The 15,746-nt window shown below is 69.9% G+C and carries 17 protein-coding genes; 10 read left to right on the top strand and 7 right to left on the bottom strand.

Annotated features, from left to right (window positions below; translation table 11 throughout):
* Positions 1–343 precede the first annotated feature (343 nt).
* Positions 344–979, top strand: coding sequence for a nicotinate-nucleotide adenylyltransferase (nadD, locus tag ACFWZU_RS12210; RefSeq protein WP_439701779.1), 636 nt, complete (start codon positions 344–346; stop codon positions 977–979).
* A 353-nt stretch (positions 980–1,332) separates the two neighbouring features.
* A complete protein-coding gene (locus tag ACFWZU_RS12205) occupies positions 1,333–4,272 on the top strand; it encodes a TonB-dependent receptor plug domain-containing protein (RefSeq protein ID WP_439701778.1) in 2,940 nt (979 codons plus the stop codon).
* A gap of 174 nt (positions 4,273–4,446) precedes the next feature.
* Here ACFWZU_RS12205 and msrB read toward each other — a convergent pair whose 3' ends face one another.
* Positions 4,447–5,055: a peptide-methionine (R)-S-oxide reductase MsrB gene (gene msrB / locus ACFWZU_RS12200; RefSeq protein ID WP_439701777.1), complete on the bottom strand. Its 609-nt coding sequence runs from the start codon at positions 5,053–5,055 to the stop codon at positions 4,447–4,449.
* Positions 5,056–5,071: 16 nt separating this feature from the next.
* Positions 5,072–6,790, bottom strand: a complete 1,719-nt coding sequence (locus tag ACFWZU_RS12195) for a cytochrome c biogenesis protein DipZ (protein ID WP_439701776.1) — start codon at positions 6,788–6,790, stop codon at positions 5,072–5,074.
* A 469-nt stretch (positions 6,791–7,259) separates the two neighbouring features.
* Between ACFWZU_RS12195 and ACFWZU_RS12190 the strand changes: the two genes are divergently transcribed.
* The 6 genes from ACFWZU_RS12190 (at position 7,260) to rlmH (ending at position 11,678) form a co-directional block, all read left to right on the top strand.
* Complete coding sequence (locus tag ACFWZU_RS12190) at positions 7,260–7,784, top strand: RNA polymerase sigma factor (protein ID WP_439701787.1); 525 nt, start codon at positions 7,260–7,262, stop codon at positions 7,782–7,784.
* A gap of 4 nt (positions 7,785–7,788) precedes the next feature.
* Positions 7,789–8,457, top strand: a complete 669-nt coding sequence (locus ACFWZU_RS12185; RefSeq protein ID WP_439701775.1) for an NrsF family protein — start codon at positions 7,789–7,791, stop codon at positions 8,455–8,457.
* A gap of 43 nt (positions 8,458–8,500) precedes the next feature.
* Positions 8,501–9,112 carry an HD domain-containing protein gene (locus ACFWZU_RS12180; RefSeq protein ID WP_439701774.1) on the top strand — a complete coding sequence of 204 codons (612 nt, stop codon included), beginning with the start codon at positions 8,501–8,503 and terminating at the stop codon, positions 9,110–9,112.
* A gap of 40 nt (positions 9,113–9,152) precedes the next feature.
* The gene (locus tag ACFWZU_RS12175) at positions 9,153–10,217 is read left to right on the top strand and encodes an NAD(P)H-dependent flavin oxidoreductase (protein WP_439701773.1); all 1,065 of its coding nucleotides are present in this window, start codon (positions 9,153–9,155) and stop codon (positions 10,215–10,217) included.
* Positions 10,218–10,355: 138 nt separating this feature from the next.
* Positions 10,356–10,700, top strand: coding sequence for a ribosome silencing factor (gene rsfS / locus ACFWZU_RS12170; protein WP_245188154.1), 345 nt, complete (start codon positions 10,356–10,358; stop codon positions 10,698–10,700).
* Positions 10,701–11,207: 507 nt separating this feature from the next.
* Positions 11,208–11,678 (top strand): 23S rRNA (pseudouridine(1915)-N(3))-methyltransferase RlmH, encoded by a 471-nt coding sequence (gene rlmH / locus ACFWZU_RS12165; RefSeq protein WP_439701772.1) that lies wholly within the window; start codon positions 11,208–11,210, stop codon positions 11,676–11,678.
* Between the two features lie 7 nt (positions 11,679–11,685).
* Here the strand turns inward: rlmH and ACFWZU_RS12160 are convergent, their stop codons facing one another.
* The gene (locus ACFWZU_RS12160) at positions 11,686–12,195 is read right to left on the bottom strand and encodes a hypothetical protein (protein WP_439701771.1); all 510 of its coding nucleotides are present in this window, start codon (positions 12,193–12,195) and stop codon (positions 11,686–11,688) included.
* Positions 12,196–12,339: 144 nt separating this feature from the next.
* A complete protein-coding gene (locus ACFWZU_RS12155) occupies positions 12,340–12,519 on the bottom strand; it encodes a CsbD family protein (protein ID WP_439701770.1) in 180 nt (59 codons plus the stop codon).
* Positions 12,520–12,749: 230 nt separating this feature from the next.
* Here ACFWZU_RS12155 and ACFWZU_RS12150 point away from each other — a divergent pair, with 230 nt between their 5' ends.
* Both ACFWZU_RS12150 and ACFWZU_RS12145 read left to right on the top strand, forming a co-directional pair.
* A complete protein-coding gene (locus ACFWZU_RS12150; protein ID WP_439701769.1) occupies positions 12,750–13,949 on the top strand; it encodes a zinc-dependent alcohol dehydrogenase in 1,200 nt (399 codons plus the stop codon).
* Positions 13,950–13,963: 14 nt separating this feature from the next.
* Positions 13,964–14,395 (top strand): hypothetical protein, encoded by a 432-nt coding sequence (locus ACFWZU_RS12145; protein WP_439701768.1) that lies wholly within the window; start codon positions 13,964–13,966, stop codon positions 14,393–14,395.
* A 76-nt stretch (positions 14,396–14,471) separates the two neighbouring features.
* Here ACFWZU_RS12145 and ACFWZU_RS12140 read toward each other — a convergent pair whose 3' ends face one another.
* From ACFWZU_RS12140 to ACFWZU_RS12130, 3 genes are all read right to left on the bottom strand, one after another.
* Positions 14,472–14,717 carry a hypothetical protein gene (locus ACFWZU_RS12140; RefSeq protein ID WP_439701767.1) on the bottom strand — a complete coding sequence of 82 codons (246 nt, stop codon included), beginning with the start codon at positions 14,715–14,717 and terminating at the stop codon, positions 14,472–14,474.
* 16 nt (positions 14,718–14,733) lie between these two features.
* The gene (locus tag ACFWZU_RS12135; protein WP_439701766.1) at positions 14,734–15,123 is read right to left on the bottom strand and encodes a DUF1622 domain-containing protein; all 390 of its coding nucleotides are present in this window, start codon (positions 15,121–15,123) and stop codon (positions 14,734–14,736) included.
* 70 nt (positions 15,124–15,193) lie between these two features.
* The gene (locus tag ACFWZU_RS12130; protein ID WP_439701765.1) at positions 15,194–15,718 is read right to left on the bottom strand and encodes a hemerythrin domain-containing protein; all 525 of its coding nucleotides are present in this window, start codon (positions 15,716–15,718) and stop codon (positions 15,194–15,196) included.
* Between the last annotated feature and the right edge of the window lie 28 nt (positions 15,719–15,746).

The raw sequence follows: 15,746 nt of genomic DNA, 5'->3' as shown, positions 1-15,746 counted from the left end.
GCCCTGCGCCGCGCCCCGCGCGAGCACTGGCTGGCCTGCCTGGCCCGCGCTTCGCGCATCGACCGCATGGCCAAGGGCCGCGAGTGGGGCGAGCCGTGGCTGGAGGCCGAGCGCCTGATCGCCACCATCGCCGAGCCGCGCGCCGCCGCGGCGCTGGGATGAACGCGCGCTCTGCTCCCTCTCCCCGCCGGGGAGAGGGCTGGGGCGAGGGGTCGGGGCTCGCGGTGGTGTCGATTGACGCCAAGCCGCAAAGCCGGATCGTCCCTCGCCCGATGCCCGCTTCGACGTGGCGTGGCCCCTCACCCCAACCCTCTCCCCGGCGAGGAGAGGGAGCAGGGCTCCCATGCGTCCCCTAGCCATCCTCGGCGGCACCTTCGACCCGGTCCACATCGCCCATCTGGCGGTGGCGTGGGAAGCATCCGAGCTGCTCGACGCCGAGGTGCGGCTGATGCCCGCCGCGGTCCCGCCTCACCGCCCCCCTCCCATCGCCGATGCCGCCACCCGCGTCGCCCTCCTGCGTGCGGCCCTGCAGGGCCAGGATCGTCTGGGCCTGGATACCCGCGAGCTGGCCCGCGGCGGTGCCTCGTACACGGTCGATACGCTCACGGAGCTCCGCAGTGAGGTGGGCGACCGGCCGCTGGTGCTGCTGGTCGGCGCCGACGCCTTTGCCGGGTTGCCCGCATGGCACCGATGGCAGGCGCTGTTCGGGCTTGCACACATCGCGGTACTGACCCGCCCGGGGCATGGAGGCGAGTGGCCTGGCGAACTCGCCCGCGAAATCGGGCCCCGTCTGGTGTCCGACCCGCGACGGCTGCACGCGGCACCGGCGGGCATGGTCGTGGCGCTCGAGGTCACGCCGCTGGAGATCTCCGCCACCCGCATCCGCGACCTGCTGCGGGCCGGGCGCGATCCGCGCTGGCTGCTGCCACCGGGCATCCTGGACGCCCCCGCCCTGCTCGACGACTACCGCGAGCGCTAGCCGGCGTGCCCTCCGGCCGCCAGACGTGGTGGTTGGGCAGGCACGACCGCAATCCGGATGCTTCCGTTGGCGCCGCGTCAGAACCGCGTCCAACCTGCCAGCGCGCGGTTGCTACGGATGCGTGAGCGCGTTGCGTAGTCGGGCAGCCCCGACTAGGCATCGATCGCTATTCCAGTGACGGTCTCATCCATGCGCGTCGCCCCCGGCCGGGCGGCTGGTTGACGCGATCGTTACGCCGCGGTGGTTATCCCGTTCGCACGGACGAAAGAAGACCGTTGGTGCGACGTGAATTCCGTCGCGAGCCGCCGTCCGACCGAAAGCAGGGGAACGATCCGTTTGACTGGGGAGCTTGCATGACATTGGTTTCGAACAAACTTGCATTGGCGGTAAGACTTGGTTTGGCCCTCGCCGGCGCCGTACTCGGCACGGCGTCCTTCGCGCAGGACGCGCCCACCGGCAGCAGCAGCGCCACGGGGCAGAATCCGCCGGCGGCACAGGGGCAGCCGGATGCGAAGCAGGCCCAGCAGTTGCAGACGATCACTGTCACCGGCTCGCGCATCCGCAGCGTGGACGTGGAGACGCAGCAGCCGGTGTTCGTGCTCAGCCAGGAAGACATCCGCAAGACCGGCCTGACCACGGTCGGCGACATCGTCCAGCGCATGACGGTGGTCGGCACCCCGGCCTTCACCAGTGCCTCGGTGCTTGCGTCCAACTCGGAGCAGGGCGGCTCCTACATCGACATGCGCAACCTCGGCGCCCAGCGGGTGCTGGTGCTGGTCAACGGCAAGCGCTGGTCCACCAGCGTGTCGGGCTACACCGATGTCTCGGACATTCCCGCCGCGCTGATCCAGCGGGTCGAGGTGCTCAAGGACGGCGCCTCCTCGGTGTACGGCTCCGACGCGATCGCCGGTGTCGTCAATTTCATCCTCAACGAGGATTTCACCGGCGCCCAGTTCGACGCCACCTACGGTCAGAACGAGAAGGGCGACGGCGAGACGACCAACTACGCGCTCACGCTGGGTGCCAAGGGCGACAGGGGCTCGGTGGTGTTCAACTACACCTACAACAAGCAAAGTCCGGTTTGGGCGCGCTCGCGTCCGCTGACCGCCAGCAACTACGGCCCGAACCACGAGGGACGCCTGTTCCTGGGGCCCTGGGGCGAGCTCTATGACCCGGCCTCGGGCCTGGACATCGTGCTCAACCACGACGCCACCACCGGCGCCAGCCCCTCCAATGATCCGGCCAATTACCACGCGTGGACGGGCGCGCCGGAGGACAGCTTCAACGCCTCGAGCCAGATGCTGGAGCGCACCCCGACCACGTTGAACTCGGTCTTCACCCACGGCACCTACAACCTGACCGACAACATCGCGTTCAAGGCCACGGGCATGTACTCCGAGCGCCGCGCGTTCTCGCAGATCGCCGGCTACCCGTTCAGTTCGGGCGCGTTCTCCACGCCGGTGTACTTGTCCGGCGACAGCTACTTCAATCCCTACCCGGGCACCGACTTCGAGGTCTACCGGCGCACCATCGAGCTGCCGCGCCAGACCCGCAACAGCACGCACACGCTGCACCTGGACGCCGGCCTGGAAGGCTGGTTCGACGTCGGCGAGCGCGAGTGGAACTGGGACGTGGGCCTGTCCTACAACCGCAACGAAGGCACCTTGGCGGGCTCGGGCAATCTCAACCGGCAGGCCATGGAACTGGCACTCGGCCCCTCGTTCCTCAACGCCGACGGGGTCGTGCAGTGCGGGACGCCGGATGCACCCCTGCCGCTGGGCACCAGCCTGAACCAGGGCCAGTGCACGCCGTTCGATATCGCGGGCGGTCCGTCGGCGTCCACGCCGGAGGCGCTGGAGTTCGTCAACGCGCTGACCAGCACCCGCTTCGGCTCCTCCGAGCGCGCCTTCACCGCCAACATCACCGGCGGCCTGTTCGACCTGCCGGCCGGCGAGTTCGCCTTCGCCGGCGGGGTGGAGAGCCGCGAGGAAAAGGGTTACCTGTACCCCGACCTCGCCAGCCAGTCGGGCAACACCACGGACCTCGCGGCGAACTCCACCTCCGGCCGCTACCGGGTCAACGAGGTCTACGTGGAATTCAACGCGCCGCTGCTCAAGGACCTGCCCGGCGCACAATCGTTGTCGGTCGACGTCGCCAGCCGCTACTCGCACTACAGCAACTTCGGCAGCACCACGAACAACAAGTACGGCTTCACCTGGAAACCGATCGAGGACCTGCTGGTCCGCGGCAACTATGCCGAGGGCTTCCGCGCGCCGACGCTGGACGACACCTTCGGCGGCGGCTCGCAGAGCTTCGACACCTTCCTTGACCCCTGTGACAGCGCCTACGGTTCGGCCGCGACCAATCCCGCGGTGGCGGCCCGCTGCGCTGCCGACGGCGTGCCCGGCGGCTTCCGCCAGCTGCAGCAGAACAAGACGCCGATCACCGGGCCGGGTGGCGCGCAGAGCCTGACCGCGTTCAACGCCGGCGCCGGCAACGCGGGCCTGCAGCCGGAAACGGCGGTGACCAAGACCCTGGGCCTGGTCTACAGCCCGGGCTACGTGGCCGGCCTGGACCTGTCGCTGGACTGGTACCACATCCGCGTGGACAACCTGATCTCGCCGATCAGCGCGGACTACGTGCTGCAGCAGTGCTACGAGCAGGGCTCGCCGACCTACTGCGCGCAGTTCGGCCGCGACCCGGCCACGCTGCAGGTGGTCAACCTCAACCGCGGCAACGCCAACCTGGGCTACCTGGAGACGGCCGGCTATGACTATTCGGTGCACTACCGCCTGCCGGAATTCGCCTTCGGCCAGCTGGTGGCCTCGCTGGAAGGCTCCTACGTGACCGACTACGAGTCGCAGAGCAGCCCCGATGCCGTGGTGGCCAAGGAAGTCGGGCAGTGGCCCTACTACCGCAACCGCGCCAACCTGTCGCTGGACTGGTCCAGGGGCGACTTCGGCTTTACCTGGATACTCCGCTACTACAGCGCCGTGCGCGACCTGTGCTGGGATGCCACCGCCGGCATCGAGTGCAACCAGCCGACCTACACCAGCCCGAGCTGGGGCCAGGTCGGTGCCAACCGGCACGGCGCCACCGCCTTCAACGACGTGCAGTTCCGCTGGAACGCGCCGTGGAACGGGCAGTTCCGCGTTGGCATCAACAACGTGTTCGACAGGCAGCCGTCGATCAACTACCAGGCCAACAGCCTGGGCTACAACAGTGCCTCTTCGGTCGATCCCAATCTCGACCTGGACCGTTACTGGTACGTGGGCTACACGCAGAAGTTCTGAGCCGGGCTCGTGTGGAAGGGGGCGGCTTCGGCCGCCCCCTCTTTTGTACCGGACCCGCGAGCCTCCGTTCCTGCCCCCGTTCACGGGGGAGGGTGCCTGCAGGGCGGACAGGGGGGGCATTGCCTCGGCCCCCGGGTTGCTGGTGGCCGGTCACGTTTCCGGCCCGAAAGCCCGTCAACCGGCGCGCGGCACGAAGCGCAGCGCCACCGAGTTCATGCAGTAGCGCAGCCCGGTCGGCTCGGGGCCGTCGGTGAAGACGTGGCCCAGGTGGCTGTCGCAGCCGGCGCAGCTGACCGCGGTGCGCTCCCAGCCGAACATGCGGTCGGTGCTCTCGACGACGTTCTGCTTCGCGATCGGCTGCCAGAAGCTGGGCCACCCGGTACCCGAGTCGAATTCGGTAGCGGCGTCGTAGAGCGCCGTGTCGCAGGCCAGGCAACGGAACAGGCCGGGCACCGGCGGCCGCTCGTGCGGTCCGCTGAAAGCGCGTTCCGTGCCATTGCGGCGCATCACGTAATACGAGGCCTCCGGCAGGCGCTCGCGCCACTGCGCATCGGTAAGCACCAGCTTGCGCACGTGGCAGGGCCCGAGGTGATGGCCGTCGTCGGCAAAGCATTCCAGCAGCAGTTCCCTGCCGTTCGCGGCGACCGGCGCGGCCGGCGCGGAGCGGGCGGACAGCCGCGGGATCAGCACGCCGCCGCCCACCGCGGCAAGCGCGCCGCCGGTGAGCGCGGCGCCCAGGAAACGACGCCGTTCCATGGCAACGATGTCGTCGGTGCGTGACATGGCGACCTCCAGCGGATCAGCCGAACGTGAAGGCGTACGCGCGCACGCCCGGATCGAGGAAGGTGATCTCGAACAGCCGCTCGCCGCGGCCGTGCTGCTGCCGCACGAGCTGGTACAGGCGCTGCTCGGTGACCGTGCCGTAGCCGTCCGCGTCGACATCCATGCCGTGGTCCGCGCCCGGCGGCTTGCCGTCGAGAGTGACGCGGAAACGCACCGGCTTGCCGTCGGCGCCGGGGCCGAGCACCAGGTGCAGGTCGCGGCCACGGAAGCGGTAGACGATGCGCCCGCCGGCGCGCTCGAGCTGCGCGTTCTCGGCGTGCACGGTCCAGCGACCGTCCAGCGACCACTGGCCAGGCAGCAGCGTGGCCGGCGCGCGGTAGTCCCAGGCGTCGTCGTGGGCCACCTGGCCGCCGGCGAAGTGCGCGGCGCGGGCATAGCCGACGTAGGTTTCGGGCGAGCGCATCGGGTCACCCGAACCGGCTGCCTGCGCGCCGCGGCTGCCCGGCTGCACATAACCGCCGGGAAGATCGTGATAGCCGGCTTCGGTGAGCAGCTCGCGAATGCGGTCCTCGCTGGTGGCATAGCCGCCCTCGCCGAAATGGTGCGCGCGGATGTCGCCCCTGGCGTCGATGAAGTAATGCGCCGGCCAGTACTGGTTGTCGAAGCCTTGCCAGATGGCGTAGTCGTTATCGAGCGCGACGGGATAGTCCACGCCCAGCTCCTTGACCGCGCGCGCCACATTGGCCGGCTCCTTCTCGAAGGCGAACTCCGGCGCGTGCACGCCGATCACCACCAGCCCGTGGTCCCTGTACTTGTCGTACCAGCCGCGCACGTAAGGCAGCGAGCGCAGGCAATTGATGCAGGAATAGGTCCAGAAATCGACCAGCACCACCTTGCCGCGCAGTGCTTCGCGGGTGAGCGGCGGCGTGTTTAGCCAGCCGGTGGCGCCGGCCAGCGACGGCATCTCGCCTTCCACCGGCAGTGGCGTGCCGGCCGCGTGCACGGGCTCCGGCGGGGGCGGCGGGCGGGTGGCGTCGAGCAGCTTCTGCTCGAGCCCGCCGGTGTTGGCGAGCGCCACGCGGGTCAGCAGGCCGGTGTCCAACCCCAGCGCGATCGCCGCCACGCCGGCCAGCACCAGCACGCCCAGCGCGCGGCGCACCCACTCGCCGGCGCCCAGCGAGCGCTTCATCAACGAGAACACCTGGCCGCCGATCAGCAGCGCAAGCGCCAGTGAGGTAGCCGCGCCGGCCGCGTAGGTGAGCAGCAGCAGCGTGGTCTGCACGCTGGCGCCGTTGAGCGCCGCGCCGGTCAGCAGCAGGCCGAGGATCGGCCCGGCGCACGGCGCCCACAGCAGGCCGGTGGCGATGCCCAGCCCGGCGGCGGACCACACCGAGCCTTCGCTGTCGGCACGTTGCGAGAGCCGGTTGCCCAGCGCCACGAACGGCCGCGTCATCCACTCGGCCACCCGGCTCGAAAGCAGGCTGAGACCCAGCAACGCCAGCACCACCAGCGCGACGATGCGTCCGTACTGGTTGGCGCGCACGGCCCAGCCACCGCCGACGGCCGCCAGCGTGGCGACCAGTGCGAAGGTGAGCGCCATGCCCAGCAGCATCGGCAGGCCGTTGCGCGCGAACGGACGGTCGGCGCGCGCGAACACGAACGGCAGCACCGGCAGGATGCAGGGGCTCAGGATGGTCAGCACGCCGCCCAGGTAGGCGAGGATCAGTAGCAGCATGGGGTGGGTTTCCGAGGAGGAATGCCAGGTATTCGATCGCGAAACGCGGGCGGTTACATCCGGCCAGGAGCGCCCCCATCCGCCTGTCGGCACCTTCCCCCGCGTTCGCAGGGGAAGGCTCGGTAGCGCGGCACCGCGCTTTGGTCCTTCCCCCGCGGACGGGGAAGGCTCGGTAGCGTGGCGTTGCCCCTCTGGTCCTTCCCCGTGGGCGGGGGAAGGTGCCCGAAGGGCGGACGGGGGAAGCCTTGCCGAAAACCATCCCGGCGCCGCTTGCACGAAGTTCTACGAGGTAACCGCACCCACGGATGCAGCGAATGCCGGGCATGCGACACGCGTTCCCACCATGCGGGGCTTGACCGCCACCGGCACCCTGGTCCTAGATGAGCGCTCTTCCCCCTGGGCGAGCGTCGACCCGGCCGTGCCTGCCGACCCTGCCAGCGACACTCCCGAACGCCGACGCGCCGCCTGGATGGCCGCCGCGCAGGCGGGCGACCGGCGTGCCTACGAGCGCGTGCTGGCCGATTCCGTGGCGCTGATCCGCGCGGTCGCGCGCCGCCAGGGCGTGACCCACGACCACCTCGACGATGTCGTGCAGGAAACCCTGCTGACCATCCACCGCGTGCGCCGTACCTACGATCCGTCCCGTTCCTACGACGCCTGGCTGTCCGCGCTGGCCGCCCGCCGCGCGATCGACGGCCTGCGCCGCAGCGGCCGGCAGACGCACCGCGAGGTCGGCGACGAACTCGCGGTCGCCATGCACCCGGACGAACGGGACGCCAGCAGCGAGAGCGACCGGGTGCAGCAGGCGAGCCGCCTGCGCGCGGCGATCGCCGAGCTGCCGCCGGGCCAGCGCGAAGCGGTCGAGCAGTTGGGCCTGAAGGAACTCTCGCTGGAAGAGGCTTCCGCCCGCACCGGCCGCAGCACCGGCGCGCTCAAGGTCAACCTGCATCGCGCGCTGAAGACCCTGCGCGGCCGCATCCACGGAGACGACTGACGTCATGGCCGACCCGCACGCCCACGACCACCTGATCGCCTCGCTCGGCGCCGAGCTGGCGCCGGTGCGCCGGTTGCGCCCACCGTGGTTGCGCACGCTCGGTTGGCTGTCGGTGGTCGCGGTCATCGCGCTCGCCTTGCTTGCCCATTACGGCAGCGCGCCGATGCTGACGCGCTGGGCTGGCGCGCCGGACCTGGGCTGGGCAGGCCTCGGCGCCGTGCTCACCGCCATCGCCGCGGCCTGGGCCGCCTTCGCGCTGGGCGTGCCGGGCCGCCGCGTCGCGTGGGCATGGCTGCCGCTGGCGCCGGCGCTGCTGTGGATCGGTGCCAGTGGACTGGGCTGCCTGCGCGGCTGGGTCGCACCGGCGACGCACGTCGCCAGCGCGCCGGAGGCGGGTGACTGCCTGTTCTTCATCATCGGTTTCTCGGTCCCGCTCTCGGCGTTGCTGGTGGTGCTGCTGCGCCGCGCCTGCCCGCTGCGGCCAGTGCTGACCGCGATGATGGTCGGCCTGGCCAGCGCCGCTGCGTCGGCGAGCCTGCTGGAGATCTGCCACGCATACGACGCGGCCGCGACCGACCTGGCGATGCACGCACTGGCGGTCGTCGTGGTGGTCGGCGCGAACGCCGCGCTGGGTGGGCGCCTGCTCACGCCCGCGATGCGTCGCGCTTCCTGAGACGGGCCAGGCACAGGCTGTCGCCTTTACAGGGAGGACAGCCATGCTCAGCGAACGCTTTACCGCCGCGGTCGATTACGCGCGCATCGTCCATTCGCGCCAGACCCGCAAGGGCACCGCCATCCCGTACATCCAGCATCTGCTGGGCGTGGCCAGCCTGGTGCTCGAGCACGGTGGCGACGAGGACCAGGCGATCGCCGGCCTGCTGCACGATGTGGTGGAGGATTGCGGACAGGCGCATGCCGGAACCATCGGCGAGCGCTTCGGCGAGCGCGTGCAGGCCATGGTGCTCGGCTGCACCGATGCCACGGCGGAGGCGAAGGCCGGCTTCGACGACGACGGTGCCCGCCGCCGCGACTGGCTGCGCCGCAAGCAGGCCTACTTGAACCATCTGGCGCATGCCTCCGACGACACGCTGCTGGTGTCCGGCTGCGACAAGCTGCACAACGCCCGCGCGATCGTCGGCGACCTGGAGCGTGCGGAAGTGGGCCACGGCGTGTTCGCCCGCTTCACCGGCGGCCGCGACGGCACGCTGACCTACTACCGGCTGCTCGCCGACCTGTTCACCCAGCGCGGAGCGTCGATGGCCGGTGCGCTGGAAAGGGAAGTCGAGCGCATGTACGCGCTGGCGGGGGAGCCGCACCGCGACGGCTGATCCGGCGCGACAATGGCGGCCTGCCGTCGAGGAGTCCGCCATGTCCGTCTTCCTTCGCTCGCTGGGCGTCGTGCATCCGCTGATCCAGGCGCCGATGTCCGGCTCCAACACGCCTGCGCTGGTGGCCGCGGTGAGCGGCGCCGGCGCGCTGGGTTCGCTGGGCGCCGGTTACCTGGAACCGCAGGCCCTGCTCGACCAGGCCGCGCAGATCCGCGCCGCCACCGACCGCCCGTTCGCCATCAACCTGTTCGTCCTGCCCGACGACTTCAGCGTCGACGAGGCGCAGGTGGCGACGATGCGCCGGCGCCTCGACGCGCTGATGGCCTGCGAGGGGCTGGACGTGCGCACCGAGCTTCCCGCGCGCTGGGCGCCGCGCTTCTCCGACCAGCTGGCAGCGTTGCGCGAGGCGCGCCCGGCGGTGGCGAGCTTCGCCTTCGACGTGCTCGACCACGCGCAGGTGCGCGAGTTGCAGGCATCGGGCATCCGCGTGGTCGGCACCGCCACCAGCGTGGCCGAAGCGCGGGCATGGGCCGGGCGCGGTGCCGACGCCGTGTGCGTACAGGGCGCCGAGGCAGGCGGGCATCGCGGCACGTTCCTGCATGCGGCCGAGGAGGCGATGGTCGGGCTGTTCGCACTGGTGCCGCTCACGGTGGCGGCTGTGGACATCCCGGTGATCGCCGCCGGCGGGATCATGGATGGGCGCGGCATGCGCGCGGCCGAGCTGCTCGGGGCCGACGCCAGCCAGCTCGGCACCGCGTTCCTGGCCTGCCCGGAATCGGCCGCGGCACAGGCGTGGAAGCGCGACCTGCCGCAGGCGCAGGACCACCGCATCGGCACCATCTACAGCTTCTCCGGCCGCGCCGCGCGGGGCCTGCGCAACCGTTTTGTGGAAGCCATGCAGCCGTTCGCCGCCGAGCTGCCGCCGTACCCGATCCTCAACGCGCTGACCGCCCCGTTGCGCCGTGCGGCCGCGGCCGCCGGGCGGGGCGACCTGCTTTCGGAATGGTGCGGCCAGGCCGCCGCGCGGGTGCGTCCGATGCCTGCCGCCGAGCTCGTCCGCGTGCTGATGGAGGAGTACGCCACGGCCCGCTGCACGCCCGCTTGACGTGCCATAGAGTTGCGCCGGGTATACTGGTCTGGCGCCATTCCGCGCCCTGAGTACGCCCCGAGGCACCCCCGCTTGAGTACGTCTTCCCGTAGCCAGCCTTCCCTCGCCGCCAACAAAGCGGCCGATACCACCGACCTGCGCAAGCACGTGATCGACGCGCTGGAAGAGCTCAAGGCCAAGGACATCCGCGAAATCGACGTCCGCGGCAAAACCTCGATCGCCGACCTGCTGGTGATCGCCTCGGGCACCTCCGCCCGCCACGTCAAATCCATTGCCGACGAAGTGGTCAAGTTCGCCAAGAAGGCGGGCGTGATGCCGCTGGGCGTCGAGGGCGAGCAGGAAGCCGAGTGGGTCCTGGTGGACCTGGGCGACGTGATCGTCCACGTCATGCTGCCGCGCATCCGCGAGTTCTACGGCCTGGAGCGCCTGTGGACGGTGGGCGACCGCGAGCCGGGGATGGATGCGGCGAGCGCTGGCTGACGCTTTTGCCGCATCTTCCTCCAGGAGAGGCCCGCTCTCGCGGTCTACTACCCATCGCGCGCTTTTGCCCCCTCTCCCCTCCGGGGAGAGGGCTGGGGTGAGGGGCCATTCTTGCGAGTCAATGCCCCCAAAGCACAAGCCTTTGCTCCCTCCCCCCTCCGGGGAGAGGGCTGGGGTGAGGGGCCATTCTTGCGAGTCACTGCCCCCAAAGCACAAGCCTTTGCTCCCTCCCCCCTCCGCGGAGAGGGTTGGGTGAGGGGCCATTCTTGCGAGTCATTGCCCACGAAGCACAAGCTTTTGCTCCCTCTCCCCTCCGGGGAGAGGGCTGGGGTGAGGGGCCACTCTTGCGATCCATCGGCTACGAAGCGCGTGCTGCTTTAAGAGCATCCTCCCCATGAACATCCCCGCGAGCCCCGTCCCCTCAACTCAATCCTCTCCCCCGTCTTTGATCAAGGATGGGGGAGAGGAAGCGAAGGTGGCGCTGCGCGCCGCCTCCATCGTCTGATCATGCGCGCGCGCATGATCGCCATCGGCGAACGCATGCCCGGCTGGGTGGCCGAGGGCTTCGCCGAATACCGCAAGCGCCTCTCCCACGAACTCCCGCTTGAACTGGTGGAGCTCAAGCCCGGCGCCCGTGGCAAGGGCCGCGACGATGTGCGCGCCATGCACGATGAAGGCGTGGCGATCCTCGCCGCGCTCCAGCGCGACACCCATGTGATCGCCCTGGACGGCCGCGGCAAGACCTGGTCGAGCGAGGAACTGGCGGGCCAACTGGCGAACTGGCGCATGGCCGGTCGCGACCTGGCCTTCCTGATCGGCGGCCCCGACGGCCACGCGCCTGAGGTGCTGGCGCGTGCCGACCAGCGCTGGTCGCTCGGTCCGCTCACGCTACCGCACATGCTGGTTCGCCTGGTGCTGGCCGAACAGCTCTACCGAGCCAGTACGCTGCTGGCCGGTCATCCTTACCACCGCGCCTGACGATGATCTAGGCCGCCAGCTGCGGCACCTCCGGGTGCGCGTGCAGCGGCAGGTGCTTCGCACCGGTGGCGAGCACGCCCGGGCAGGCGGCGGTGAGGTCGTCACGGGTGGCATCGATGATGACCAGGATGCGGCCGGCGTCGATCTCGGCCTTGAACTTGCGGTGCACGGCGTCCGGCACGTCGGTGCCGACCAGCGCACCGGTCCAGCAACCGACCGCCGCACCCGCCAGCGCGATGGCTGCGCCACCGGCGAGCGTCACCCCCAGCGGCGGCACCGCGACCGCGATCAGCCCCAGCAACACGCCAGCGCCGCCGCCACAGGCGGCGCCACGGGCGGCGGCCGGATAGAAATCCGTACGGCCGACCATCAGGTGATCGGGGATCTGTTGGAGTTCGATGTCCTCGCGCGCGATCAGCGAGATGTTGTCGTCGGGGATGCCGGCCTGGCGGGCGGCCGCCATGGCGGCTCGCGCGGCGGTGAGGTCGGGGGTGCTGAACACGCAGCGGGTTTTCATGGGCGCCTCCCGGTAGGGCCCCGACCGGCATGGCCGGTGGCCATACCGTATGTTTCGCGCGCACGGGTGATGGTTGCGTGGGTCGGTTGTTACAGGGCCGCCCGCGGCCCCTTCATGGGGCGCGGGCGACGGGTTCGGGGGCTCTTAGTCGTCCAGGTCCTCGATTTCGTCCTGGGCCTGGCCTACGTTCTTCTGCACCTTGCCGGCGTTCTTTTCGAGATTGCCGGCGACTTCCTTGGGCGTGTTGCCGGTCAGCTTGCCGACGCCTTCCTTCACAGCGCCCTTGACCTGGTGCTCGGTGCCTTCGATGCGGTTGTCGTTCATGCGTGTCTCCTGCGGGCCTGCCGGGGTGCAGGCTCAGCTTGTTTATAGGGCGACGCGTGTTCAGCGCTGGTGACAGTGACGCAAGCATTTCGCAGCCGTTGCCTGCCTGATGGGCAAGCAGGCAGGCGCTTGCTTCCAGCGAGGAAATCCACGCAGGCTCTTCCCGCTGCGACGACATGCGCATGGTTAGCTTGCCGCGCATCGAAGCGCACGCCCCCGGAGGAGAAGCCATGCTCGCCACCACCTATCGCCGGCCCTACCGGGTGCGGGCCGCCCATGTACCCGAGCCGGCGATCGAGCATCCGGACGACGCCATCGTGCGGGTCACGCGCGCCTGTATCTGCGGTTCGGACCTGCACCTCTACCACGGGCTGGTGCCGGACACGCGCGTGGGCTCGATCTTCGGCCACGAGTTCACCGGCATCGTCGAAGAGGTCGGTGCAAACGTGCGCAACCTGAAAGTCGGCGACCACGTGCTGGTTCCGTTCAACGTGTTCTGCGGTACCTGCGCATCGTGCTCGCGCGAGCTCTACGGCAACTGCGAAAACGTCAATCCCGAAGCGACCGCGGTCGGCGGCGCCTACGGCTACTCGCACACCGCCGGCGGCTACAACGGCCGCCAGGCCGAGTACGTGCGCGTGCCTTTCGCCGACGTCGGCCCGACGGTCATCCCTCCGGACATCCATATCGAAGACGCCGTGCTGCTCACCGACGTGGTGCCCACCGGCTACCAGGCCGCCGAGATGGGCGACATCCACGAGAACGACACCGTGGTGGTGTTCGGCGCCGGACCGATCGGCCTGATGGCCGCGCGCTGCGCCTGGCTGATGGGGGCGGGCAGGGTGATCGTGGTCGACCAGTACGACTATCGCCTGGAGTTCGCGCGCCGCTTTGCCCAGGCCGAGACGGTCAACTTCCGCGAGGTGGACGACATGGCCGTGCACATCAAGAAGATGACCGACTGGCAGGGCGCCGACGTCTGCATCGACGCGGTCGGCTGCGAGGCCGACGGAAACGCCATGCAGACGTTGACCGGGGTGAAGCTGAAGCTGCAGGCCGGTGCCGCCACCGCGCTGCACTGGGCGATCAACTCGGCGCGCCGCGGCGGCAACATCTCGATCGTCGGCGTGTATGGGCCGACCTTCAACCTGGTGCCGATCGGCAGCGCGATGAACAAGGGCCTGACCCTGCGCATGAACCAGGCCAGCGTGAAGCGCCACCTGCCGCACCTGATCGAACACATCCGCGCGGGCCGGCTCAAGCCGCGCGAGCTGATCACCCATCGCGTGCCGCTGGAAGAGGTCGACGAGGCCTACCACCGCTTCTCGGCGAAGGAAGACGGCTGCATCAAGACCGTGCTGGTGCCGCCGCGCGCCGCCCACATCGACACACCCGCGCCGGTGTCCCCGGCATCCAGCCACCTGCACTGACGAGGCCTCGATCCATGAACCAGGCGACCGACCATTCGCACATCCCCGACTGGGGCGTGGACCTCGACCCGGCCCGGCGCCCGGCCGTGCCGATGGAGCACACCCCGCCGCGGCTGGAAGGCGTGCACTGGGACCGCCCCACGCAGCAGCCGCGTACCGTCGAAGTGTTCCACTCGGTCGAACGGCCCGGCATCACGCCGGTGTTCGGCACCAGCGTGCCGCCCAGCGGCGTGAGCGGGTGGATCCGCCGTCGTGCGTTCCAGCGCAGCGAGAGCGACCTGCGTCACTGGATGCTCCTGCTGCTGGCCGACCGCGTGAACGTGGCCGAAGGCTTGCTGGACGACGTGCGCCGCTCGCCGCGTGCGCGCACCGCCGCCTTCGGCGTGGCCGGCGCGGCGCTGGCGTTGTGGATGCTGCGTCGGCGCCAGGCAAGACGCGCCCCGTAGGGAGGGCTTCGCCCACCGGCCACATCAGGCGAGGAGCCGGCGGGCTGAAGCCCGCCCCAGGTGCACGGCGAGGTGGTCAGCCCGTCGTCGCGTCGTCGTTCTTGAAGACCCCGCGCAGGTTGAACAGGAACAGCCCCACCTGCAGCCCGATCAGCGCCCAGGCGTGGTCATGCCACCCCCACGCGACCCACAGCACGTTGCTGAGGACGAAGCACCAGAAACCCCAGGTGCGCTTGCGCCGCGACAGCGAACCGACCAGCCAGGCGGCCACCAGGGTGATCGCCATGGCCGGCCATTGCAGCGCGTCGATCAGGTCGCTCATCGGCTCACCGCCTCCATCATGGCGATCCGGCGTGCCGGGCGCGTGCCACCGCGGCGTTCGCCTCGCGCTCCTCGACCATCTCCCGCGAGAGGAACCAGTTGAGCCCCGTGCGGATCACGGCGATGGCGCCGAGCTTGCCGATCTCCTGCCAGCTCGGCGCGATGGCGGTGGAGAGGATGTCCGCGCCCAGCTGGAACTCCAGCGCGAGCGCCAGGTAGCGCGAGAGCGTGAGGCGAATGCGGTTGTAATCGTTGGCCTCGCGCAAGGCGACCATGCGCGCGAACTGCCACACGGCCAGCAACATGCCGATGCCGACGGTGACCGCGCCCACCGTCTCGATCAGCAGTTTCAGCCACTGCACCGCCTGGATCACCCACGCTTCGGTGGCTCCGAAAGACTCGCTCATCGGTCGGACGCCCGCGAGAAGCCGCGCGCCGGCGCACCCGCGCAGCGGCCACGGCGGGTCGGCCGGACGATCAGGCCGGCGAATCCGGGTTGCGCATGAAGGCCATCGCCGCGGTTTTGACCTTGGCGTAGCTGGTGATGGCGTCGGCGCCGGAGGAGTTCTTCCAGTCGGCGTACTTGCGGTCGAACTCGGCCAGCTCCTCGGCGCTGAACAACTGGCGCACCGCATCGAACATCTTGGTTTCTTCCTCGTGCGCGTGGTGCTTGATGAGCTCGCCGCAAACCTGCACCGAACCGGCGAACTGCCGCGAATCGACGTCCGCGGCATGGATGTCCGGCAGTACCGCAAGTTCCACCGCGCGGTGTTCCTGGATCGCCTCGGCGTAGATCAGCTTCTGTGCGTGGTCGGCGCGATCCTCGAAGGCGGGATAGAACACCGTTTCCTCCCACTTCGCGTGCGGGATCAGCAGGGCCTCGATCTGCTTGAGGAGGTCGTGGCGGGCATCGGCCTCGGAGTCGGCGGTCTTGGTAATCTGCGCGAACAGCTCGCGCAGGCGGTCGTGTTCGGTCTTGAGGGTGTCAAGGATGTTGGCCACGGTGCGTCTCCGGATCGATTTGGGCTAT

It is taken from the genome of Frateuria sp. GZRR33 (assembly GCF_051900425.1).
Taxonomy (GTDB): domain Bacteria; phylum Pseudomonadota; class Gammaproteobacteria; order Xanthomonadales; family Rhodanobacteraceae; genus Frateuria_A.
Note: the sequence above shows the minus strand (reverse complement) of the source record. Positions and strands in the feature narration are given on the sequence as shown.